19 protein-coding genes are annotated in these 21,249 nt (G+C 62.7%); 14 read left to right on the top strand and 5 right to left on the bottom strand.

The features are described from left to right. Nucleotides 1-162 precede the first annotated feature (162 nt). A complete protein-coding gene (locus ACXAHG_RS05660; protein ID WP_475056330.1) occupies nucleotides 163-1,350 on the top strand; it encodes an adenylate/guanylate cyclase domain-containing protein in 1,188 nt (395 codons plus the stop codon). 18 nt (nucleotides 1,351-1,368) lie between these two features. Here ACXAHG_RS05660 and ACXAHG_RS05655 read toward each other — a convergent pair whose 3' ends face one another. Further along, nucleotides 1,369-2,559 (bottom strand): reductive dehalogenase, encoded by a 1,191-nt coding sequence (locus tag ACXAHG_RS05655; protein WP_475056329.1) that lies wholly within the window; start codon nucleotides 2,557-2,559, stop codon nucleotides 1,369-1,371. A gap of 53 nt (nucleotides 2,560-2,612) precedes the next feature. Next, nucleotides 2,613-3,488, bottom strand: a complete 876-nt coding sequence (locus tag ACXAHG_RS05650; protein WP_475056327.1) for a LysR family transcriptional regulator — start codon at nucleotides 3,486-3,488, stop codon at nucleotides 2,613-2,615. A 122-nt stretch (nucleotides 3,489-3,610) separates the two neighbouring features. Here ACXAHG_RS05650 and ACXAHG_RS05645 point away from each other — a divergent pair, with 122 nt between their 5' ends. Further along, entirely contained in the window at nucleotides 3,611-4,567 is a 957-nt protein-coding gene (locus ACXAHG_RS05645; protein ID WP_475045321.1) for an NAD(P)-dependent oxidoreductase, read from the top strand. 104 nt (nucleotides 4,568-4,671) lie between these two features. Next, a complete protein-coding gene (locus ACXAHG_RS05640; RefSeq protein ID WP_475056325.1) occupies nucleotides 4,672-5,145 on the top strand; it encodes a hypothetical protein in 474 nt (157 codons plus the stop codon). A 20-nt stretch (nucleotides 5,146-5,165) separates the two neighbouring features. On the opposite strand, the gene ACXAHG_RS05635 is transcribed toward ACXAHG_RS05640, so the two are convergent. The 3 genes from ACXAHG_RS05635 to ACXAHG_RS05625 are packed head-to-tail and all read right to left on the bottom strand — an operon-like array spanning nucleotide 5,166 to nucleotide 7,919. Next, nucleotides 5,166-5,789 carry a TadE/TadG family type IV pilus assembly protein gene (locus tag ACXAHG_RS05635; RefSeq protein ID WP_475044520.1) on the bottom strand — a complete coding sequence of 208 codons (624 nt, stop codon included), beginning with the start codon at nucleotides 5,787-5,789 and terminating at the stop codon, nucleotides 5,166-5,168. Nucleotides 5,790-5,793: 4 nt separating this feature from the next. Further along, entirely contained in the window at nucleotides 5,794-6,330 is a 537-nt protein-coding gene (locus ACXAHG_RS05630) for a TadE/TadG family type IV pilus assembly protein (protein WP_475044518.1), read from the bottom strand. Then, entirely contained in the window at nucleotides 6,327-7,919 is a 1,593-nt protein-coding gene (locus ACXAHG_RS05625; protein ID WP_475056324.1) for a pilus assembly protein TadG-related protein, read from the bottom strand. Before ACXAHG_RS05625 ends, ACXAHG_RS05630 begins: the two co-directional genes overlap by 4 nt. A 338-nt stretch (nucleotides 7,920-8,257) precedes the next feature. Here ACXAHG_RS05625 and ACXAHG_RS05620 point away from each other — a divergent pair, with 338 nt between their 5' ends. The 11 genes from ACXAHG_RS05620 to ACXAHG_RS05570 all read left to right on the top strand — a co-directional run bounded on the left by ACXAHG_RS05620 (nucleotide 8,258) and on the right by ACXAHG_RS05570 (nucleotide 21,225). After that, a complete protein-coding gene (locus tag ACXAHG_RS05620) occupies nucleotides 8,258-9,688 on the top strand; it encodes a Glu/Leu/Phe/Val family dehydrogenase (RefSeq protein ID WP_475044514.1) in 1,431 nt (476 codons plus the stop codon). 266 nt (nucleotides 9,689-9,954) lie between these two features. After that, complete coding sequence (locus ACXAHG_RS05615) at nucleotides 9,955-11,208, top strand: sarcosine oxidase subunit beta family protein (RefSeq protein ID WP_475056322.1); 1,254 nt, start codon at nucleotides 9,955-9,957, stop codon at nucleotides 11,206-11,208. 66 nt (nucleotides 11,209-11,274) lie between these two features. Then, entirely contained in the window at nucleotides 11,275-11,544 is a 270-nt protein-coding gene (locus tag ACXAHG_RS05610; RefSeq protein WP_475044510.1) for a sarcosine oxidase subunit delta, read from the top strand. After that, the gene (locus tag ACXAHG_RS05605; protein WP_475056321.1) at nucleotides 11,541-14,486 is read left to right on the top strand and encodes a sarcosine oxidase subunit alpha family protein; all 2,946 of its coding nucleotides are present in this window, start codon (nucleotides 11,541-11,543) and stop codon (nucleotides 14,484-14,486) included. Before ACXAHG_RS05610 ends, ACXAHG_RS05605 begins: the two co-directional genes overlap by 4 nt. Then, a complete protein-coding gene (locus tag ACXAHG_RS05600; protein ID WP_475056320.1) occupies nucleotides 14,479-15,024 on the top strand; it encodes a sarcosine oxidase subunit gamma in 546 nt (181 codons plus the stop codon). Before ACXAHG_RS05605 ends, ACXAHG_RS05600 begins: the two co-directional genes overlap by 8 nt. A 38-nt stretch (nucleotides 15,025-15,062) precedes the next feature. Then, nucleotides 15,063-15,401, top strand: coding sequence for a hypothetical protein (locus ACXAHG_RS05595; RefSeq protein ID WP_475056319.1), 339 nt, complete (start codon nucleotides 15,063-15,065; stop codon nucleotides 15,399-15,401). A 1-nt stretch (nucleotide 15,402) separates the two neighbouring features. Beyond that, nucleotides 15,403-17,406 carry a DNA primase gene (gene dnaG, locus ACXAHG_RS05590; RefSeq protein WP_475056318.1) on the top strand — a complete coding sequence of 668 codons (2,004 nt, stop codon included), beginning with the start codon at nucleotides 15,403-15,405 and terminating at the stop codon, nucleotides 17,404-17,406. A 133-nt stretch (nucleotides 17,407-17,539) separates the two neighbouring features. Continuing rightward, nucleotides 17,540-19,525, top strand: a complete 1,986-nt coding sequence (rpoD, locus tag ACXAHG_RS05585) for an RNA polymerase sigma factor RpoD (protein WP_475056317.1) — start codon at nucleotides 17,540-17,542, stop codon at nucleotides 19,523-19,525. 83 nt (nucleotides 19,526-19,608) lie between these two features. Next, a complete protein-coding gene (locus ACXAHG_RS05580; protein WP_475044498.1) occupies nucleotides 19,609-20,220 on the top strand; it encodes a hypothetical protein in 612 nt (203 codons plus the stop codon). A 34-nt stretch (nucleotides 20,221-20,254) separates the two neighbouring features. After that, nucleotides 20,255-20,683, top strand: coding sequence for a thiol-disulfide oxidoreductase DCC family protein (locus ACXAHG_RS05575; protein ID WP_475056315.1), 429 nt, complete (start codon nucleotides 20,255-20,257; stop codon nucleotides 20,681-20,683). Then, entirely contained in the window at nucleotides 20,680-21,225 is a 546-nt protein-coding gene (locus ACXAHG_RS05570) for a DUF4166 domain-containing protein (protein WP_475056314.1), read from the top strand. Before ACXAHG_RS05575 ends, ACXAHG_RS05570 begins: the two co-directional genes overlap by 4 nt. The last annotated feature ends 24 nt before the right edge of the window (nucleotides 21,226-21,249 follow it).

The raw sequence follows: 21,249 nt of genomic DNA, 5'->3' as shown, positions 1-21,249 counted from the left end.
CCGGAAAACCGGCTGTGGGCCACGTGTGCTGTGCGCTGATGAACAGAGCGCCCCGCAGCCCGCGGGGCTGCGCGGCCCAACGGGGCGCGGTGCTGCAGGCGCCAAGGACGGGCGGGAGTTCCCCCGTTGCCGGGCGCAGCGCAGGCGGGGTAGCGTAAGGGCATGACACAAGCACCTGATCTGCTGCCGCTCTTGCCGCCGGAGCGCCTGCAAGGCGCCCTGCGTGTGATCACCTACATGCTGGGTGAGGCCCGTGCCGCCACTGATGCCGACGATGTGCTCACCCGGATGTCAGAGCTGATCCGCGCAGGCGGCGTGCCGCTGGACCGGGCCACCTCCATCGTGCCGCTGCTGCATGCCGAGGCGGTGGCCAGCGCGCGTTTCTGGGAGCGCGGCAAGGGCGCGCGCAGCTACCTGTTTCCCTTCAACGAGGCAAGCGGCCAGGGCTATGCCCATTCACCCGCCGCCGATGTGCACCGGACCGGCGAGAGGGTGGTCCTGTGGCTGCCGGACACGCCGGACGAGCGTTACGGCATCGTGCCGGAGCTGAAAACAGAGGGCTACACCCATTACATCATGGCGCCGGTCTTCATGCGCAGCGGCATGGCCAGTACTTTCAGCTTTGCAACCCAGGCACCCGAGGGGTTCTCGGACGAAGACATCACCTTCCTGCGGGCCGTCTTCCCGGCGCTCTCGGCCTGCCAGGAGATCCTCACCACCGCCCGCGCCATGCAGGAAGTGCTGCGGATCTATGTCGGCGAGGAGCCGCAGCGGCGGATCATTTCAGGCGACGTGCACCGGGGCGAGGTGATGCATATCCGCTCTGCCATCCTGTTTGCCGACATGCGCCGCTTTACCGAACTGACCGCAGGCATGAGTGCAGAGGAGGCCACCAGCCTGCTCAATGCCTATTACGATTGCATCGTGCCGCCCGTCGAGGACGCCGGCGGCGAGGTGCTGAAATTCATCGGCGACGGTATTCTGGCGATCTTCCGCGCCGAAGGGGACGGGGTGCAGACCTGCGCCCGGGCGCTGGAGGCCTCGCGCGAGGGGCTGGCGCGGGTGGCTGCCTGCACTGGTGCGCCGGGCTTCGAGGTTGGTATTGCGCTGCATTTCGGCGAGGTCGCTTTTGGCAACGTCGGCTCCGGTATGCGGCTTGACTACACGGTGATCGGACGTGACGTGAACCTGGCGGCGCGTGTGGCCGGGCTCTGCGGTTCCAAGGAGGAGGTGCTGCTGGTGTCGTCGGAGTTCAGGAAACGGGCAGGGCTTGCGGGGCGCTCACTGGGCGCGCAGAGCCTGAAAGGGCTGCAAACGCAGGAAGAGGTGTTTGCGATCCCCGCGCGGTGAGCCCGTTCTGGGTAACCCTCACTCTGCCGGGGAACCGGCGGCCTTGTTCCACCACTCGGACGGTTTGATGCGCTGCCCATGTTTGCCGGCCAGCCGCAGCGCCAGCTTGCGCAAGGGGCTCAGCGCCAGCTTCAGCCACAGCCGGTTGCGCCGCTTGGAATAGTCGCGGTTGAACGGGCAGACCCGCATGCAGATTGCGCAGTCAGAGGCCATCTTGGCCCAGAAGGAGAAGCATTTCTCGGCATCCGAGGTCCATTTTCTGACGCCCTTGATGGCCGAGATATTGGCAGTGTCCGTTGAGGGCGGCCCGTAAGGCAGTGCCTTCACCGGGCAGGCATCGGCGCATTTGGTGCAGATGCCGCAAAACGCCCTCACCCCCAGTGGCTGCGGCGCATCATGGGCCAGCGGCAGGTTGGTGAAGATCTTGGAAAACCGCAGGCGCGGCCCGAATTCCGGTGTGATCACCATCTGGTTGCGGGCGTATTCGCCAAGCCCGGCCTTCACCGCATAGGGGATCACCAGTCCGGTGTCGTTCATCGACGGCACCGCCTCATAGCCGAGGTTGCGGATATAGGCGGCCAGCTGCATCACGATAGAGGCCTCGTGGCTGTATTCGCGCCCCGTCGCGGCACCGGCCAGGGCAGAGGGGTAGGTGGCGACCAGTTCCTTGTCCATCTCATGGCCCAGCACGATGACGCTGTTCAGCCCGTCCGGCAGATCATGCGGCGCCTCCGACATGTCGCGGGCATCGACTCGGGACGTGTAGAGCCAGCGTTCGTCCATGTCGGTGATGCCGCAGAGGTTGGCGCCAAAGAATTTTGCAATGCGCTTCACCTCGGCGGACATCTTGGCGGGGTCGCCGATCTCCAGCGCGTCCTTGGCCACCGGCGTGTCGGGGCGGATCGCGGCCTGGAAACCCTCGCGGATGCCCTCATGCGCGCTGCGGCCGGAGACCACGTCGGAGATCAGCCAGGCGGCATTGCGCAGGGCAAAGTCGCGCTGGGAGAAACCGTCGCCGCGGCGCGGGGCGGCCTCCATCCGGTAGGAGGAGAAGAACTTGGCAGTGTGCTTGGATTTGACCCGTTCATCCCAGAAGGCGCGGGTGAAGATGTCGTTGCGCTGCGAGAACCGCTCGAAATCATCGGTGACTTCGATCCCTGCGGCTGCATCGCCGTCGCGCTGAGGCGGGGTGTTCTGTGGCCAGGGCATGGCCGGACGCTATCGGGCAAAGCGCGCGCGGGCAAGGGATCGCGCAGGGTTATTTAACAGAACAAGGAGACGATCCAGTCCCGCACCATAGCCACCTCGGCGCTGTTCGGGGCGTCGCCCGCGGCGGGCAGCAGGTAGTGGCCCTGGCCCATGGGAATCTCGGCGTCCAGCACCGGCGCCAGCCGTCCTTGCAGCAGCGGCAGATCACCATATCGGCGCATCAGCATCGCCACGCCTGCGCCTGAGGCGGCCATCTCGATCGCTGCCAATGATGTGTCCACATAGAGCGGTGCGGCGCGGTCCTTGAGCGGCACGTTTTCCTGTTCCGACAGCCGCAGCCAATGATCCTGGTAGCCGTGGATATGGATCAGCGTCTGGTCAAACAGCTGGTCCACCGATTGCAGCCGACGTGCCAGCTGCGGCTGCGCGACGGGGATCACGCTTTCGGTGGAGAGCAGATGCGCGCGCCGGTCGAACCAGCCGGAGGGGCCAAGCCGCAGGTCGATGTCCACGTCCTCGTCCTGGGTGCTGTCGGCCCAGACGGCTGAAATCAGCCGGATGCGGATATGCGGGTTGGCCTGATGAAATGTGCCGAGCCGGGGGGCGATCCAGAGAACCGCGGTGGAAACCGGCGCGCGGATCGTCACGGTCCGGGTCTGCACATGGCCCAGCAGTCCGCGGGTGGAATAGGCTATGTCGGTCAGCGCCTGGGCGACCGACGGGTAATAGGCGTGCCCCAGCTCTGTCAGCTCAAGATGGCGGGCACGGCGGATGAACAGGGTGATGCCAAAGCTTTTCTCCAGGCTGCGCACCTGATGGCTGACGGCGGCCTGGGTCAGGCCCAATTCCTCGGCGGCGGCGGTGAAGCTTTGCAGGCGGGCGGCGGCCTCAAAGGCGCGCAGCCAGACGAGATTTGGCAGATCGGACATGTGTGTTGCAAAAAATTTTGGGGTCAGGCCGCGTTATTATTCGTTTTTGTTTCAGCAAAGGTCAAGCTAGCCATAGGGGCAGACGGACACCCCGGGAGGAGAAATTTGCAATGGGAACCACTTTGAAAGTCGGCTTCATCGGTCTTGGCAATGTCGGCGGCAAACTGTCCGGCAGCCTGCTGCGCAATGGCGTGGACCTGACCGTGCATGACCTGAATGCTGATCTGGTGCAAAGCTTTGTGGACAAAGGCGCCAAGCGGGCGGAAGACCCGGCGCAGCTGATGCGCGACTGCGATGCGGTGATCACCTGCCTGCCGTCGCCTGCCGCGTCCGATGCGGTGATGCGGGAAATGCTGCCGGAGGTAACCGCAGGCAAGATTTGGATGGAGATGTCGACCACCGACACCGCCGAGGTTGAACGCCTGGGCGCGATGGTGATCGAGCAGGGCGGCCGCGCGGTGGACTGCCCGGTCTCGGGCGGCTGCCACCGGGCGGCGACGGGCAATATCTCGATCTTCGCGGGCTGCGACCGCGAGACATTTGAAACCATTCTGCCGCTGCTCACTACCATGGGCCGCCGCATCCTGCACACCGGCGGGCTGGGGTCGGCATCGGTGCTGAAGGTGGTGACCAACTATCTGGCGACCGCCAACCTGATCTCTTGCGTGGAGGCGCTGACGGTGTCCAAGGCGGCCGGCATGGACCTGAACGTGGCGTTTGAGGCGATGCGGATTTCCTCGGGCAATTCGTTCGTGCATGAAACCGAAAGCCAGGTGATCCTGAACGGGTCGCGCGACATTTCCTTTACCATGGACCTGGTCAAGAAGGATATCGGCCTGTTCCAGGAAGTTGCCGACCGCGCCAATGTGCCTTTGGAGCTGAACCCGGTGATGATCAATATCTTTGATGATGGCATCGCCAAATACGGCGAGCGGGAATATTCCCCCAACATCATCCGCCGCTTGGAGGACGCCACCGGGCTGGACATTACCGCGCCGGGCTTCCCGGCGGAAATGCTGGACGATGAGCCGGAGGAGCCCGGCTACGAGGTTGTCGTGCGCCGCGCTGCTGCGGAATAGGTTTCCCCAACCTGTACGGCTGCATTCAGCCCCTGCTTTGGCGGGGGCTGTTTTCTTTTGCTGATCCGGTTTATGCCCGGCAGAGCAGAAACGGGGAGCAGCGGATGAATAACAAAGTTCTGGCGACGATTGAGGCCTCGGCCAGCCGGCGGGTGATGGGCACCGTGATGCTGGGGCTGACCGGCTGCCTGCTGGTCTATGTCGCCTTTGCTGCGCCGCCCTCGCCGGCCTGGCTGGTATTCCTGGTCGCAGTTGGTGCAGGCGCCCTGTGGCTGGCTGTTCGGATGTGGCAGGCAACCGTTCACCGGATCGAACTGACGGCGGAGGAGCTGCGCTGTTCGGACGGGCAGGTGATTGCGCGGGTCGAGGATATCGAAGCCATCGACCGCGGCTTCTTTGCCTTCAAACCGTCAAACGGGTTTCTGATCCGCACCGGAAGCCAGGGCGCCAGGGCTTGGATGCCGGGGCTGTGGTGGCGCTCGGGGCGCCGGATCGGCATTGGCGGGGTGACGCCTGGGGCGCAGGGCAAGGCGATGTCGGAAATACTGGCCGCGATGCTGGTGCAGCGCGGCCAGTAAGATCTGCGTTCACTGAACGGTCAGTCGGTTGCTTCACCGCCATCGTCATGGCTGCCTGAGCCAGTGGCGCTGCCTTCAAAGGCGACCAGCGGAGCAAAGCGGGGCCGGGTGAAGACAAAGTTCTTCACATCCATCAGCGGAATACCGACGTTGAAGGCTGGGCTCACCTCGTTCCAGGTTTCCACGAGGATCACACGCTCCTGATCGGGCATATCCGGCAGCTTTTCCTTGACGGTATTGATGGTGCCATCCGCCCAGGGCTGAAATGCAGCACCGCGGACCTCGGACCAGTCGACATAGTAGTTCTGATCATCTTCGTCCCAGCGGACGACAGAAATCCGGGTCGACAACGTGGTGTCGTTGCGCACGAGTTCCGACGTTAGCGCGTGCATGCTGTCGATATAGTCGTCATTCACGAAATTGGTTTCGCGCGAGATCAGGTCCGAGACGGTATAGGCTGCCTTCAGATTGATGCTTTGCTGGCGGAAGGCGTCGAAGAAGGTGTAAATAGACGCAAACAATCCCAGAAGAAGCGGCGCGTAGAAGGCAAACTCGATGGCTGCGTTGCCCTGGGTGCTGTCCAGAAAGCGGCGGGCCGGTGCCGGCAGGTGCCGGCTCAAATGGCGGGAAAAGAGTGTCAGCATGGCGTTACCTCGGTTCCTGGACGAAGGCGGAAGACGCAATCAGATTGACGCGGCCGTCCTCATCCTTGGTCAGGTTCGTGCCAAGGCCCCAGGTGGGAAAGATCGGCTCGAACTTCATGCAGGCGCGGATGAACATCAGCTCATTTGACTGACCGTTTTCGAATGACCGGACCGGCTGGACGTCTTCAACGCGGTTCACACAATCCGGTGTCGGATCAATGGCTGTCCATTGGTACGGGTCGATCTGCAGCATCTCCAGGCGCAGCGATGTGCTGCACTCATCGATGAAGCCGGAGCGGTTGCAGATCTCGTCGCGCAGCTGATCGTGCTGCATATCGCCGCCGGTGCCCAGACGGATGATCCGGACCGTCTCGTCCAAAGCCCTTTCTAACTGGGAGTGGCGGAGGTTGATCATGCCCAGTTCGACGGTGGACATCAGGATCATCAGGAAGGCGGGAATGACGATGGCGAATTCCACAGTGGAGTTGCCATCCTCGCGCTGCCTGAAACGGCGCAGTGCGTGTGTGATACGGCAGATCATTGGGTGAGCCTCAGCTGACGGATGGATGTTGCGATCGAGGCAAAGGCGTCGGAAATCTCCAGGCCTTCCACGTCGAAGTAATGGGAGTCAGAGCTGGCGCAATCCTGCAGGACAGCCACACCATCGCTGGGCGCTTCAAAGCCGATGGTATAGACAATGATGCCCTGATCTTTGGCTGCTTGGCAGATGCTGCGGGTCCGCGCGTTTTTGGTCGAGTTGCCAAAATAGTCGTAGACGCCGTAGTACCATTCACTGCGGGCGGCAGAGCTGCCCATCCAGTCGGCATAAAGGTTATAGTAGAGGTACTTGAGCGGTGTTTTGGCGAAAAGATCCACATAGCTCAGCCGCTCAGCCGCGTCATCGCCATAGGGTGTGTCGTGCCAGTAGGAGTAGCCGTCCCGGCGGAATTTGCCTGTGGACGGGTTCAGTGTCGAATAGACGCCGCTGGAGGCGTGGTACCAGACGTTAGAGTCGCCTTCGCGGTGGTCGCTCTCGACATAGTACTGCGATGTGTTCTGGCCATCCGTCATCAGCACGATGACCTTGACAGTATCGGTGTCGGTATATTCCGAGGGACGCGCGGAAAAATCGTTAGGAATAATGGCGTCCGGCCCGGAGGACAGTGCACTGACGGCCGGGCGCGAGGAGGGGTCAAGCAGGCTGGTTCCCCATTTCATGCCAATGTCGATGGAGGTGTTGCCGCGCCCGACAAGACCGTCAATGAAGTTCTTGAGTGTCGTCGCGTCTTTTTGGAACAGCATCATTTCCCGGTGCGCGTGCTCCTCGCAAATCGGAGATCCGACCAGGTCCGGCCGGTCATCCCAGCGGTCCCACGGGGAGAATTGCATGGTTTGTTCCAGCGATGCGGTGGTCGACAAACCTGCCGAGGTGAAGTCTGAGGAGGAAAAATTCACGCAGTTGGAATAGCTGTGAAGCCTGTCGAGATTGTACTGGTTCAACAGCTCTTCAGGTGCGGACACCTGCGTTGCATAGGGAACGATGGAGATCGACATCTTACCGTCGGTGGTGTTCGCCACCATGGTGTCGACGAATTCCTTGGCCGCGATTTTGAGGTTTGTCAGGCGGCTGTTGCGGGTCATGGAGCCGGAGACGTCCAGAACCAATGAAATCTCGACCCCGTCGATGCTTTCTTCGGCACGCGAAGTCGCAAAGAGAGGCAGGTCGCCGCCGCCGGCAAATTTCAGCAAGTGGGTCGGGAAAGTGGTGTCGATGGTGGCTTGCACTTTTTTAAAGCCAAGCCCCGATTCCCACCAGGGAGCCTGATAATAGTCTTCCAAGCCCGACTTGGCGAGGTAGTCACGCACCACTGCATCGGGCGAGTGCTGCTGGTCAAGGTCAGCTGCTGCCAATGCAGCCCGGTCCAGGGTGTATTGCAGCATGGTGCGGTCGCGCTCCATGCGCATCAGATCCACGCCGATGCCGCCAACAGCCAGCATTGCCAGAAATGTGCCGATCATCGGCTTGGCCAGCATCCCGTCCTCTTCCCGCAGGAAGGATTTCCCCTTGGCCAGGCAGCGCAGGGTGAGCGGGCTGCTCAGCGCCGTTGAATTCTTGTGCCGTCTACTCATTTAAACACCCCCCGCCGGAACCTGAGTAGGTCAGCCCGGCTTCAGCAGCGAAATTTACACATAATTAATGGTCTGCGAACGTGGCGGAATTGGGGCGGATTTGGGCCTAAAAAGCTGCGATTGCAGCGGTCTGAGTTGCCAATTTCCCCGCATCCGGCAGGGTTGTCGCGGACCTGGCGACAATGCGTGCGAGCAGGCTGCGAATCGTGAGCTTTCGGCTAAAATGCGAATCTTTTTGATAGGAAATGGTCAAAAAGGTCGCACTCCTTAATCTTCTCTGCATAGAGTGAGGGCATCATCGGCAGCGAGTCGATGTTTGATCACGGAGAAGATTTTAGATGACCAGCCGCACAGAGCCGAGCTTCCGCGAGAGCGTGGACCTGATGTTTAACCGGGCCGTGAAACTGATGGACCTGCCGCCTGGGCTGGAAGAGAAGATCAGGGTTTGCAATGCAACCTATACGGTGCGTTTCGGTGTGCGCCTGCGCGGCGCCATGCATACATTCACCGGCTACAGATCTGTCCATTCCGAACATATGGAACCGGTGAAGGGCGGCATCCGCTATGCCACCGGGGTGAATCAGGATGAGGTCGAGGCGCTGGCGGCGCTGATGACCTATAAATGCGCCCTGGTGGAGGCGCCGTTCGGCGGCTCCAAAGGCGGTTTGTGCATCGACCCGCGGGAGTATGAGGAGCATGAGCTGGAGCTGATCACCCGCCGCTTTGCCTATGAACTGGCCAAGCGCGACCTGATCCACCCCTCCCAGAACGTGCCTGCGCCCGACATGGGGACCGGCGAGCGCGAGATGGCCTGGATTGCAGACCAGTACGCGCGGATGAACACCACCGACATCAACGCCAAGGCCTGTGTCACCGGCAAGCCGCTGAACGCCGGCGGTATCTCGGGCCGGGTCGAGGCCACGGGCCGCGGGGTGCAATACGCGCTGCAGGAGTTCTTCCGCCATGAGGAAGACAAGGCGGCGGCGGGTCTCAGCGGCAAGCTGGATGGCAAGCGGGTCATTGTGCAGGGCCTTGGCAACGTGGGCTATCACGCGGCCAAGTTCCTTTCCGAGGAAGATGGCTCGCGGATCATTGGCATCATCGAACGGGACGGCGGGCTGTACAGCGCGGACGGCCTTGACGTTGAGGCTGTTCGCAACTGGATCGTCAAGCATGGCGGCGTTTCCGGCTATCCGGACGCGCAATTCCTGGAAGATGGCGCGCTGCTGCTGGAGGAGGAGTGCGACATCCTGATCCCGGCGGCACTGGAAGGGGTGATCAACCTCTCCAACGCGGACCGCGTCAAGGCGCCGCTGATCATCGAGGCCGCAAACGGCCCGGTCACGGCTGGCGCGGATGAGGTCCTGCGCAAGAAGGGCTGTGTGATCATCCCCGACATGTATGCCAACGCAGGCGGCGTGACCGTGTCCTATTTCGAGTGGGTCAAAAACCTCTCCCACATCCGGTTTGGCCGGATGCAGCGCCGCCAGGAAGAGGCGCGCCACCAGCTGGTGATCGACGAGCTGCAGCGCCTGGACGATGTGATGGGTGATACCTGGTCGATGTCGCCGAACTTCAAGGACAAGTACCTGAAGGGCGCGGGCGAGCTGGAGCTGGTGCGCTCGGGCCTCGATGACACCATGCGGGTGGCCTATCAGTCGATGCGCGAAGTCTGGCACAGCCGCGACGACGTCACCGACCTGCGCACCGCCGCCTATCTGGTGTCGATCGACAAGGTGGCCAAGAGCTATCACGCCAAGGGACTCTGACCGGGGTCGGCTCTGGCGGGTATCTGGGGGCGGAGAGGAAACTCTCTGCCCCTTTTCTGTGCGCGGCGTGCAATACGGCATCCGGTGTCGCAAATATTACTAGACAGAGGTGACTAGTTCGTGAGACTTGCGGCAAAGCCCTGCTGAACTGCCGCAAATTGAACCTTGGGGCTAGGAGCGGCAGGCGAAAGCAGTTAGCAATGCCGCCAAGGCCCGGGCCGCAGATTTTCCGGGCAGCGGAAAGCGATTTGACGGGGAGGGACGACATGCGGTTTTCGGGCTGGCGTGTGCTCAAAGAGGGGCTCACCGGAAACAAGGGGTGGAAACCTCATTGGCGGGACCCTGAGCCCAAATCCGAATATGATGTGGTGATCATCGGCGGCGGCGGCCACGGGCTGGCCACTGCGTACTACCTGGCCAAGGAGCATGGCATCACCAATGTTGCGGTGCTGGAGAAGGGCTATCTCGGCGGCGGCAACGTCGGGCGCAACACCACCATCGTGCGCGCCAACTACTATCTGCCAGGCAACTCGGAATTCTATTCCCACTCGCTGAAGCTGTGGGAGGGGATGGAGCAGGACCTGAACTACAACGCGATGATGTCCCAGCGCGGCATCATCAACCTGTTCCACAATGACGGCCAGCGCGATGCCGCGGTGCGCCGGGGCAATTCGATCGTCAACCAGGGAGACGATGCCGAGATCCTGAGCCGCGAGCAGGTGCGCGAATTGGCGCCGTTTCTGAATTTCGACAACAACCGTTTCCCGATCATGGGCGGGCTGATGCAGCGCCGGGCGGGCACCGCGCGCCACGACGCGGTGGCCTGGGGCTATGCCCGCGGCGCCGATATGCGCGGGGTGGATCTGATCCAGAACTGCGAAGTGACCGGCATCGACGTGCAGAACGGCAAGGTTGTGGGTGTGCAGACCGTTCGCGGCCCGATCCGGGCCAAGAAGGTGGCGCTGGCCGCAGCAGGGCGCTCCGGCCAGGTGGCGGCGATGGCGGGGCTGACCTTGCCGATCGAAAGCCATGTGCTGCAGGCTTTTGTCTCGGAAGGGCTGAAGCCGATTGTCGACCACGTGATCACCTTTGCCGAAGGGCATCTGTATATCAGCCAGTCCGACAAGGGCGGCATGGTGTTCGGCAGCTACCTGGATTTCTACAGCTCCTACGCCGCGCGGGGGAACCTGCCGATGGTGGAGCACACGATGGAGAGTTTTGTGGCGATGGTGCCCGCGCTCAGCAAGGCGCGGCTGTTGCGCAGCTGGGGCGGCATCATGGACATGACGCCGGACGGATCACCCATCATCGACCATTCGCCCATCGACGGCCTCTACCTGAACTGCGGCTGGTGTTACGGCGGCTTCAAGGCGACGCCGGGCTCGGGCCATGTCTATGCGCATCTGATCGCGACAGACCGGCCGCATGGCGCAGCCACGAAACTGAAGCTGGACCGCTTCCGCAGCGGCGTGGGCCTGATGGATGAGGAGGGGACCGGTGCGCAGCATAACCTGCACTAAGCGTTTGGAGTGCGCCGGGTTTGCCTCCGGCGGGAGTATTTTCTGCAAGTTGAAAGGGCGCTGGTCATGAGGATCACTTGTCCGGTCTGCGGCGAGAGGGACCGCCGCGAATTCTATTACAAAGGTGCCGCATTGGTGCGTCCGGCAGAGGGCGCGGATCTGGATGCTTGGCATGAGTATGTGAACCTGCGGGAAAATCCGGCGGGGCCGCTGGAGGAACTGTGGTATCATGAGATGGGCTGCAATTCCTGGCTGAAGGTCACCCGCAATACTGCGACCCATGAGATCCTGGATGTACAGCTGGCCTCAGAGGCCGGGCTGGGAGGTGAGAAATGAGACTTCCCGGCAAAGGTTTGAACCAGGGCGCAAAGCCCATCACGTTCGGCTTCGATGGCCGCCATTTGATGGGGCTGGAAGGCGACACGCTGGCCTCGGCGCTGCTGGCCAATGATGTGCATCTGATGGGGCGGTCGTTCAAATACCACCGCCCGCGCGGGGTGCTGACCGCAGGCAGCGAGGAGCCGAATGCGCTGGTGACTGTCGGCACCGGCGGCGAGCAGGACCCGAACATCCGTGCCACCCAGCAGGAGCTGTTTGAAGGCTTGGAGGCGCGCAGTCAGAATTGCTGGCCGTCTGTAGAACGCGACGTGATGGCGGTGAACGACCTAGCGGCGCCGTTCTTTGGCGCGGGGTTCTACTACAAGACCTTCATGTGGCCGGCGGCCTTCTGGGAGAAGGTCTATGAGCCGATGATCCGCAATGCGGCAGGGCTTGGCGCGCTTTCTGGCGAGGCGGACCGCGATACTTATGAGAAGGCTTTTGCGTTCTGCGATGTCTTGGTGATCGGCTCCGGCCCAGCGGGTTTGATGGCGGCACTGACCGCAGGCCGCGCTGGTGCGGATGTGATCCTGGCCGAGGAAGACAGCCGCATGGGCGGGCGCCTGCTGGCCGAGCGCGAGGACATCGGCGGCAAGTCGGGCTATGAGTGGGCCGCCGAGGTGCTGGCTGAGCTGGAGGCGATGGACAACGTGCGGCTGATGACCCGCACCGCTGTCACCGGCGCCTATGATCAGGGCACTTATGGCGCGCTGGAGCGGGTCTCGCACCATCTGCCGCGGCGGCATTCGCTGAAGGGCAGCCATTTGCCGCGCGAATGCTTCTGGCGGATTGCGGCCAGGCACGCGGTGCTGGCGGCAGGCGCGATCGAGCGTCCGGTGGCATTCCGCAACAACGACCGGCCCGGCATCATGATGGCGGGCGCCGTGCGCGCCTATCTGAACCGCTGGGGGGTGGCGCCAGGGGAGCGGGTGACGCTGTTTGCCAACAACGACCAGGCCCACCGCACGGCGCGGGATCTGCATGACGCGGGCGTGCATATCGCCGCCGTGATCGACAGCCGCCATGATGCGCCGGTCGATGGCCCCTATCAGGTGATCAAGGGGGCGCAGGTCTGCAACAGCGCAGGCCGCCAGCGTGTCGAGAGCATCACCGTGCGCTCGGTGAAGGGCGAGGAGAAGATCCAGACCGACTGCCTGGCGATGTCCGGCGGCTGGAACCCCTCGGTGCATCTGACCTGCCATCTGAACAGCCGCCCGCAGTGGAACCGTGAAGCACTGGCATTTGTGCCCACTGAGGGCGCGGTGCCGGGGATGGTGACGGCGGGTGCCTGTAACGGCACCTTCTCCACCGCAGGTGCGTTGCGTGAAGGCGCTGAAGCGGCCGGCAAGGTGCTGGAGGCGCTGGGCCTGAAATCCGCGGCTGCCGACCTGCCGGACGCCGAGGATGATCCCTACTGCATCGCTGCGCTGTGGGCCGTGCCAGGCAAGGGCCGCGCCTGGCTCGACTTCCAGAACGACGTGACCGTCAAGGATGTGAAGCAGGCGGCCACCGAAAACTTCCGCTCGGTCGAGCATATGAAGCGTTATACCACGCAGGGCATGGCGACCGATCAGGGCAAGAACTCCAACGTGGCCGCACTGGCGGTGCTGGCGGATGCCACTGGCCGGACAATCCCTGAGACCGGCACCACCACCTTCCGCCCGCCGTTTGTACCGGTGTCGCTGGGGGCAATGGGGGCAGGGGCCACCGATGAGGGCTTCAAGCCGCAGCGGTTCCTGACGTCGCATGGCGAGAGCGACAACCGCGGCGCGCATCAGCTGGAGGTGGGCCTGTGGTACCGGGCGGCTTATTACCCCAAGCCGGGCGAGACCAATTGGCGCCAGTCCTGCGACCGCGAGGTTACGCTGGTGCGCAACGCGGTGGGCATCTGCGATGTGTCCACCCTGGGCAAGATCGACATCCAGGGTCCGGACGCGGGCAAGTTCCTCGACTTCCTTTACACCAATACCTTCAGCACGCTGAAGGTGGGCAAGGTCCGCTATGGGCTGATGCTGCGTGAAGACGGCTTTGTCATGGACGACGGCACTACCGCGCGGCTGGGTGAAAACCACTATGTCATGACCACCACAACCGCCGCCGCGGGGCAGGTGATGGCGCATATGGAGTTCGTGTCCCAGGCGCTTTATCCGGAATGGGATGTGCGCTTTACCTCAGTGACCGAGCAATGGGCGCAGTTTGCTGTCGCCGGGCCGAAGTCGCAGGAGCTGCTGAACGGCCTGCTGGACGAGGATGTGAACGGTGAGATCTGGCCGTTCATGGGCTGCGGCGAGGCGACCGTGCTGGGCGTCAAGGGGCGGCTGTTCCGGATCTCCTTCTCGGGAGAGCATGCCTATGAGGTTGCCGTGCCCGGGCGCTATGGCGAGGCGCTGTTCCGGGAGCTTCTGAAGCGGGCCGAAGCGATGGGCGGCGGCGCCTATGGCATGGAGGCGCTGAATGTGCTGCGGATCGAGAAGGGCCTGATTACCCACGCCGAGATCAACGGCACCGTGACTGCATTTGACCTTGGGCTTCAGGGGATGATGTCCAAGAAGAAGGCCTTTCTGGGCAAGGCGATGTCCACCCGCGAGGGGCTGATGGCTGAGGATCGGATGCGCTTGGTGGGGCTGAAACCGGTGGGCGCTGCCAAGGAAATCACTGCAGGTGCGCATCTGTTTACGCCGGGCGACCCGGTCGAGCGGATCTATGATCAGGGCTATGTAACCTCGGCAGGCTATTCGCCGACCTTGGGGCACCCCATCGGCTTGGCGTTCCTCAAGGAGGGGCCGGACAGGATCGGTGAAACCGTACGGCTGGTCGACCATATGCGCGGTGTGGATACGTTGTGCGAGGTTGTTTCGCCTGTGTTCTTTGACCCGGAAGGAGGGCGTGCCCGTGGCTGAACTGATTGCAAAAAGCCCCTGTGAAGGGCTGGTTCCGGCAAGTATCGGCGGCATGAGCCTGACCGAAGAGCATCCCGGCAACATGTGGGCGGTGGCGCCGTTCAAAGGCCGGCAAGAAAAGCTGAGCAAGGCGCTGGAAGCCGCCCATGGCATGGCGTTCCCGGCGGCAAACCGGGCGACCGGCAAGGCGGGCAGCCGTGCAGTCTGGTTCGGCCGGGACATGGCGCTGCTGATGGGGCCTGTGCCGGATGCCAAGCTGGCGGAGCACGCGGCGCTGACCGATCAGAGCGACGCCTGGGCAGTGGTGAAGCTGGAAGGCAAGGGCGCCGAGGACGTGCTGGCGCGGCTGGTGCCGGTGGATCTGCGGCCTGAGGTCTTCAAGCGCGGCCATACTGTGCGGGCGGAGCTGAAGCACATGATGGCCTCTGTCACCCGCACTGGCCCGCAGGCGTTTCAGGTGATGGTGTTCCGCTCGATGGCGAAAACGCTTGTGCATGATTTGAAAACAGCCATGGAAGCCGTGGCGGCGCGGGGGTAATCTTTCGGGAATCACCAACTGATTCCCGGAGCGCATCTATGATCCGCATCGCCTTTGCAGCCGCCTTGCTGGCGGCTCCGGCCTATGCTTCTGAAACCAAAGAGCAAAGCTGCAAATACCAGGGCCAGGTTATGGCCGCGGTGCAGCAGGCGCGGCTGGACCGGGTAAAGCAGGAAGAGGTGGAGCAGGTCATTCTGGACAGTGAACCGGAATGGCCCGAAGCCTTCTCCAACGCGATCCCGCAGCTGGCCTCCCACGTCTACGCGATGAAGCGGCGCGACTTGAAGGGCGTGGACCTTGGCGCGGCTTTTGAGGAGCAGTGCCTGCAAAACTGGGACCAGATCCAGGCGATGCAGCAGCAGCTGAAGTCGAACTGATATGTCGCTGCCGCCCGGTTTTCTGGATGAATTGCGCACCCGCGTCAGCATCTCTGATGTTGTCGGGCGCAAGGTCATGTGGGACCAGCGCAAGTCGCAGCCAGGCAAGGGCGACTTTTGGGGGCCGTGCCCATTCCACCACGAAAAGACTGCGTCATTCCACGTCGAGGACCGCAAGGGCTTCTATTACTGCTTCGGTTGCCACGCCAAAGGTGACGCGCTGAAGTTTGTGCAGGAGACCGAGAACGTCGGCTTCATGGAGGCAGTCGAGATCCTGGCAGGGGAAGCGGGCATGGAGATGCCCAAGCGCGACCCGCGCGCGCAGGAGAAACAGGACCGCCGGGCGCTCTTGGCCGATGTGATGGAGCAGGCGGTGCAGTTCTTCCGTCTGCAACTGAAAACCGGGGCGGCGCAGGATGCCCGCGCCTATTTGCAGCGCCGGGGGATGACGGCGCAGGCGCTGGACCGCTGGGAAATCGGCTTTGCCCCTGACGGCTGGCAGAACCTGTGGGATGCTTTGCGCGGCAAGAACGTGCCAGAGGATCTGATCATCGGCGCAGGGCTGGCCAAGCCGTCGAACAAGGGCGGCAAACCCTATGACACCTTCCGCAACCGGATCATGTTCCCGATCCGCGATGCGCGGGGGCGGGCGATTGCCTTTGGCGGCCGGGCGATGGACCCGAACGACAACGCCAAATACCTGAACTCGCCCGAGACAGAGCTGTTCGACAAGGGCCGCAGTCTTTATAATCACGGGCCCGCACGGGCGGCCTCGGGGCGCGGCTCCACGCTGGTGGTGGCCGAAGGCTATATGGATGTGATCGCGCTGGCGGAGGGCGGCTTCCAATCCTCCGTGGCGCCGCTCGGCACCGCCATCACCGAAAATCAGCTGCAGATGCTGTGGCGGATGTCGGATGAGCCGATCATCGCGCTGGATGGCGATACTGCGGGCCTGCGTGCGGCCATGCGGCTGATCGACCTGGCGCTTCCACTGCTGGAGGCGGGCAAGAGCTTGCGCTTTGCCATCATGCCTGAGGGCAAGGACCCGGACGATATGATCCGCAGCGAAGGCCCGGAGGCGGTGCAGGCGGTGCTGGATCAGGCGATGCCGATGGTCAAGCTGCTGTGGCAGCGTGAGACCGAAGGCAAGGTCTTTGACAGCCCAGAACGCAAAGCGGCGCTGGACAAGAGCTTGCGCGAAAAGATCAAGCTGATCCGTGACCCCTCGATCCGCAAGCACTATGGCGAGGATGTCAAGGAAATGCGCTGGCAGCTGTTCCGCGGTGGCCGTGAGAGTAATGGCGGAGGGGGCGGCTTCCAGCAGCGCGGTGGCAAGGGCGGCGGGTTCCGCGATGGCGCCCGCGCGCCGTGGAAACCGGGCAAGGGCTTTGGCCCGATCCCTCAGCCGCGGGCAACCACCAGGGCCTCTTTGGTGGCCGGGTCCGATGATGAATCCTTTGCTGCAATGCGCGAGGCGGTGATCCTGGCGACAGCCATCACCACGCCGGAGGTGATTCCGGAATTCGAGACCAGCCTGGAACGCCTGCAGTGCGCCGACCCGGATCTGGCGGCGCTGCGCGACATGGTGCTGCGTCACGGCATCAGTGCACCGGAGCGGCTGCGCGAGGAAATCGACTGGTCTTTGGGGCCCCATGCCCTTGAAAACCTCTTTGCCCTTCGCCATGTCGCAATCATCCCCTGCCTGCGCAAACCCGGCGACACCGAACTGGCCAGCATGACCCTGGCGGAAGAACTCGCAAAACTCGAAACGCTGCGCGGGCTGGATGCGGAACTGGCAGAAGCCGAAGAGGATTTGCATGGCCTAGCGGATGAGGCGCTGACCTGGCGGCTGCGGCAGGCGGCAGAGGCCAAGAACAAGGCCGTGCGCAGCGAAAATGAGGATAAGGCAACGTATGACGTGGGCAAGAATGGCGCGCGGCTCAACCGGGATGAGCGCGATGCCTTCGGTGCCCTTTTGGACCGGATCGGCTTTTCCGAGAAGTAACACGCGGGAGTGATTCTGCGTTTTGCTAAGGAAGAGCACAGGAAAATTGGGTAAACGGGGTGACGAATCGGATGATCGCGCTAATGATTCGCGTGATTCGAACCGCCCCGCAGCCCCTGAGTAGGAGCATTGAATGGCCGCCAAAGACACCGACGACCGCAAACCTGACGATCAGGACGCCGAAATCTCCCTCGACATGAGCCAGGCTCAGGTCAAGAAGATGATCGCGGAGGCCCGCGAGAAAGGCTACATCACCTACGATCAGCTCAACCAGGTTCTGCCGCCGGATCAGGTCAGCTCGGAACAGATCGAAGACGTGATGTCGATGCTCAGCGAGATGGGCATCAACATCATCGAGGACGAAGAGGCCGAGGAAGAAGAGAACAAGGGCACCACCGACCTTGTGACCACCGAAGGCCCGCGCGAGGTTGCCCTGGCCGGCGCCCAAACTGAGAAGCTGGACCGCACCGACGACCCGGTGCGCATGTACCTGCGCGAAATGGGCTCCGTCGAACTGTTGTCCCGCGAAGGCGAGATCGCAATTGCGAAACGCATCGAGGCGGGCCGCAACACCATGATCCAGGGGCTTTGCGAAAGCCCGCTGACCTTCCAGGCGATCACCATCTGGCACGACGAACTTCTGTCCGAGGACATTCTGCTGCGCGACGTCATCGACCTGGAGGCCACCTTTGGCAACCAGATGGACGAGGACGGCGAGGAGGAAGAGCCGGTTGTCGACACCTCCGCCGTGGCGGCTGCCAAGCCGGCCAAGGATGAAGGCCCGGAGCTGGATGCCGATGGTAATCCGATTGCCAGCGATGATGACGACGATGAGGACGATCAGGCCAACATGTCGCTGGCCGCGATGGAGGCCGCGCTTAAGGACCGGGTTCTGGTCACTCTGGAGCGGATCTCCACCGACTTTGCCGAACTCAGCGAAATGCAGGACAGCCGGATTTCGGCCACCCTGAACGAGGACGGCTCCTTCAGCTCTGATGACGAGGCGCGCTATCAGTCGCTGCGGTCTGAAATCGTCGAGCTGGTGAACGGCCTGCACCTGCACAACAACCGTATCGAGGCACTGATCGACCAGCTTTATGGCATCAACCGCCGTGTGATGCAGATCGACAGCTCGATGGTCAAGCTGGCCGACCAGGCCCGCATCAACCGCCGCGAGTTCGTCGACGCCTACCGCGGCCGCGAGCTGGACCCGAACTGGCTGGCCGACATGGGCGAGAAACCGGGGCGCGGCTGGCAGATGTTCATCGAACGCTCCACCGGCAAGGTTGAAGAGCTGCGCGCCGATATGGCCCAGGTAGGCCAGTATGTCGGCCTGGACATTTCTGAATTCCGCCGCATCGTGCAGCAGGTTCAGAAGGGTGAGAAAGAGGCGCGTCAGGCCAAGAAGGAAATGGTCGAGGCCAACCTGCGCCTGGTGATCTCCATCGCCAAGAAATACACCAACCGCGGGTTGCAGTTCCTGGACCTGATCCAGGAGGGCAACATCGGCCTGATGAAGGCGGTGGACAAGTTCGAATACCGCCGCGGCTACAAGTTCTCGACCTACGCAACCTGGTGGATCCGTCAGGCGATCACCCGCTCCATCGCGGACCAGGCCCGCACCATCCGGATCCCGGTCCATATGATCGAGACCATCAACAAACTGGTCCGCACCGGCCGCCAGATGCTGCACGAGATCGGCCGCGAGCCAACCCCGGAAGAACTGGCGGACAAGCTGCAGATGCCGCTGGAGAAGGTCCGCAAGGTGATGAAGATCGCCAAGGAGCCGATCTCGCTGGAGACCCCGATCGGCGACGAGGAAGATTCGCAGCTGGGCGATTTCATCGAGGACAAGAATGCCGTGCTGCCCTTGGACAGCGCCATTCAGGAAAACCTCAAGGAAACCACCACAAGGGTGCTGGCGTCCCTCACGCCGCGTGAAGAGCGGGTTCTGCGGATGCGCTTCGGTATCGGCATGAACACCGACCACACCCTGGAGGAAGTCGGCCAGCAGTTCAGCGTGACCCGCGAACGGATCCGCCAGATCGAGGCGAAAGCCTTGCGGAAACTGAAGCACCCCAGCCGCTCGCGCAAGCTGCGCAGCTTCCTGGACCAGTAATCAAAAGGCGCCCCGCGGGGCGCCTTTTTCTTGCCTGATTGACATGTATTCTCCGCGCCATAACAGCTTGGGAATTTTAGATTATGTTGTTCAGGATCGTATTTGCCCTTTTGGCAGCCAGCACGGTATCCGCGCAGGCGGAGGCCCCGGATTTCTATAAAGTCCCGTTCCTTTCGGATGTCGCCAGCGCCAGTATTCAAAGGGACTATGAGCGGGTTCGCTGCAAGCAAACCTATATGGTGGCAGTGTCGCCCAATGGTCATTGGGCGTCCCGCTGCAGCGGCAATAAACTGTCATCGACGATCACCAGTGCCGTATTGCAGAAATGTGAGCACCTTGCCGGCCAGCCTTGCGGCCTGGCGATAGCAAAGGGGCGTAATTTGCCTGGTTGGCAGGCTGTGCCTTCAATGGTTTATGCGGAAAGGGTCGGCCCGGACACTATTCCGTTCGTGGCGGATCTGCGCGGCCGGGATGTCGCCGCCCGCTACTCTGCGGCCCGGCGCACCAAAGCCATAGCGCTGAGCCGCAACGGTGCCTGGGCCTTTGCGTCCGGACGGCTGACAAGGCGTGAGGCGGAGCAAGCCGCGCTTAGAAAATGTGAAGAAAATGATGGTAACCGGAGGCGCTGCTTCTTGTATGCATCCGGCAATGAAGTTGTGTTTGGGCCTGATACGGATATCTATCCCGAGCGCTGAGCATCGCAGGAGCAAGATTTGGAAAGGCCGTTTCATGATTGCGAGTGACACGCGTCAGAACCTCATCGTCTTCGACGGCGAATGCGTGCTGTGTTCCGGCTTCTTCCGCTTCATGCTGCGGCATGACCGGGCAGGGCGGTTTGCCTTTGCCACTGCGCAGTCGCCTTTAGGGCAGCGGCTTTACCGGGAGCTCGGCCTGCCTGCGGACAACTTTGAAACCAACCTGGTGATCGTTAACGGCCGCACCTATCAGCGGCTCGATGCGGTTGCAGCGGCCCTGCGGGCACTGCCCTTTCCCTGGCCGCTGCTGTCTGCATGCCGTTTTCTGCCGCGGCGGCTGAAGGATTTTCTCTACTTCAGCATCGCCCGGAACCGGCACCGTCTGTTCGGCCGCCATGACCGCTGCATGGTCCCCGGCGCCGAACTGCGTGCGCGGTTTGCCCCGGGGGGATATCAGGCATGAGGGATGCCTTTGGCGAGGTCATTGCCGCGCAAAAGCTTGATGTGCCGCCTGCCTTGCTGAGGTTCCATGCAGAGCCGCCTGGCACCTGCCGCGGGGTCGTGAGTGTCGAGGGCGGCAGCCGCTGGGGGCGGCTGCTGGCCGCGCTTGCAGGCTTCCCGCCGCCGATGCCGCCGTCGCGGTTCCAATTGGATGTCGCGCCACAGGGAAAGGGCCATGTATGGCGCCGCCGTTTCGGCAGGCATCAGACCCGCTCACTGCTGCGCTACGATCCGGCGGGCGGCAGGGTGCTGGAACGGTTCGGCCCTATCGACTTGGAACTCCGCGTGACCGCGCGCCAAGGCGCCCTGACGGTTGCGGTGGAGCAAGCGCGCCTGTTCGGTGTGCCGCTGCCGCGCGTGCTCTGCCCGCAGAGTGCCTCCGTGGAATTTGAAACACCTGACGGCCACATCGGTTTTGACATCTCCGCGAGCCTGCCGCGGGTTGGCCTGCTGGTGCGGTACCACGGCCATATCGTGCTGCCGGAACTGGATCTCAGGCGTTAACCATTTGCTAACCCTGTTGTTGTT

The sequence above is a fragment of the Leisingera sp. ABD4_442 genome, assembly GCF_056160905.1.
Note: the sequence above shows the minus strand (reverse complement) of the source record. Positions and strands in the feature narration are given on the sequence as shown.

Bases quoted from the DNA above. Each gene is read 5' to 3' on its own strand.
- ACXAHG_RS05650 (WP_475056327.1), bottom strand. From the start codon at position 3,488: ATGTCCGATCTGCCAAATCTCGTCTGGCTGCGCGCCTTTGAGGCCGCC.
- dnaG (WP_475056318.1), top strand. From the start codon at position 15,403: ATGTCGCTGCCGCCCGGTTTTCTGGATGAATTGCGCACCCGCGTCAGC.
- ACXAHG_RS05635 (WP_475044520.1), bottom strand. From the start codon at position 5,789: ATGCTGACACTCTTTTCCCGCCATTTGAGCCGGCACCTGCCGGCACCG.
- ACXAHG_RS05630 (WP_475044518.1), bottom strand. From the start codon at position 6,330: ATGATCTGCCGTATCACACACGCACTGCGCCGTTTCAGGCAGCGCGAG.
- ACXAHG_RS05640 (WP_475056325.1), top strand. From the start codon at position 4,672: ATGAATAACAAAGTTCTGGCGACGATTGAGGCCTCGGCCAGCCGGCGG.
- ACXAHG_RS05575 (WP_475056315.1), top strand. From the start codon at position 20,255: ATGATTGCGAGTGACACGCGTCAGAACCTCATCGTCTTCGACGGCGAA.
- ACXAHG_RS05625 (WP_475056324.1), bottom strand. From the start codon at position 7,919: ATGAGTAGACGGCACAAGAATTCAACGGCGCTGAGCAGCCCGCTCACC.
- ACXAHG_RS05660 (WP_475056330.1), top strand. From the start codon at position 163: ATGACACAAGCACCTGATCTGCTGCCGCTCTTGCCGCCGGAGCGCCTG.
- ACXAHG_RS05570 (WP_475056314.1), top strand. From the start codon at position 20,680: ATGAGGGATGCCTTTGGCGAGGTCATTGCCGCGCAAAAGCTTGATGTG.
- ACXAHG_RS05595 (WP_475056319.1), top strand. From the start codon at position 15,063: ATGATCCGCATCGCCTTTGCAGCCGCCTTGCTGGCGGCTCCGGCCTAT.
- ACXAHG_RS05580 (WP_475044498.1), top strand. From the start codon at position 19,609: ATGTTGTTCAGGATCGTATTTGCCCTTTTGGCAGCCAGCACGGTATCC.
- ACXAHG_RS05610 (WP_475044510.1), top strand. From the start codon at position 11,275: ATGAGGATCACTTGTCCGGTCTGCGGCGAGAGGGACCGCCGCGAATTC.
- ACXAHG_RS05605 (WP_475056321.1), top strand. From the start codon at position 11,541: ATGAGACTTCCCGGCAAAGGTTTGAACCAGGGCGCAAAGCCCATCACG.
- ACXAHG_RS05615 (WP_475056322.1), top strand. From the start codon at position 9,955: ATGCGGTTTTCGGGCTGGCGTGTGCTCAAAGAGGGGCTCACCGGAAAC.
- ACXAHG_RS05655 (WP_475056329.1), bottom strand. From the start codon at position 2,559: ATGCCCTGGCCACAGAACACCCCGCCTCAGCGCGACGGCGATGCAGCC.
- ACXAHG_RS05620 (WP_475044514.1), top strand. From the start codon at position 8,258: ATGACCAGCCGCACAGAGCCGAGCTTCCGCGAGAGCGTGGACCTGATG.
- rpoD (WP_475056317.1), top strand. From the start codon at position 17,540: ATGGCCGCCAAAGACACCGACGACCGCAAACCTGACGATCAGGACGCC.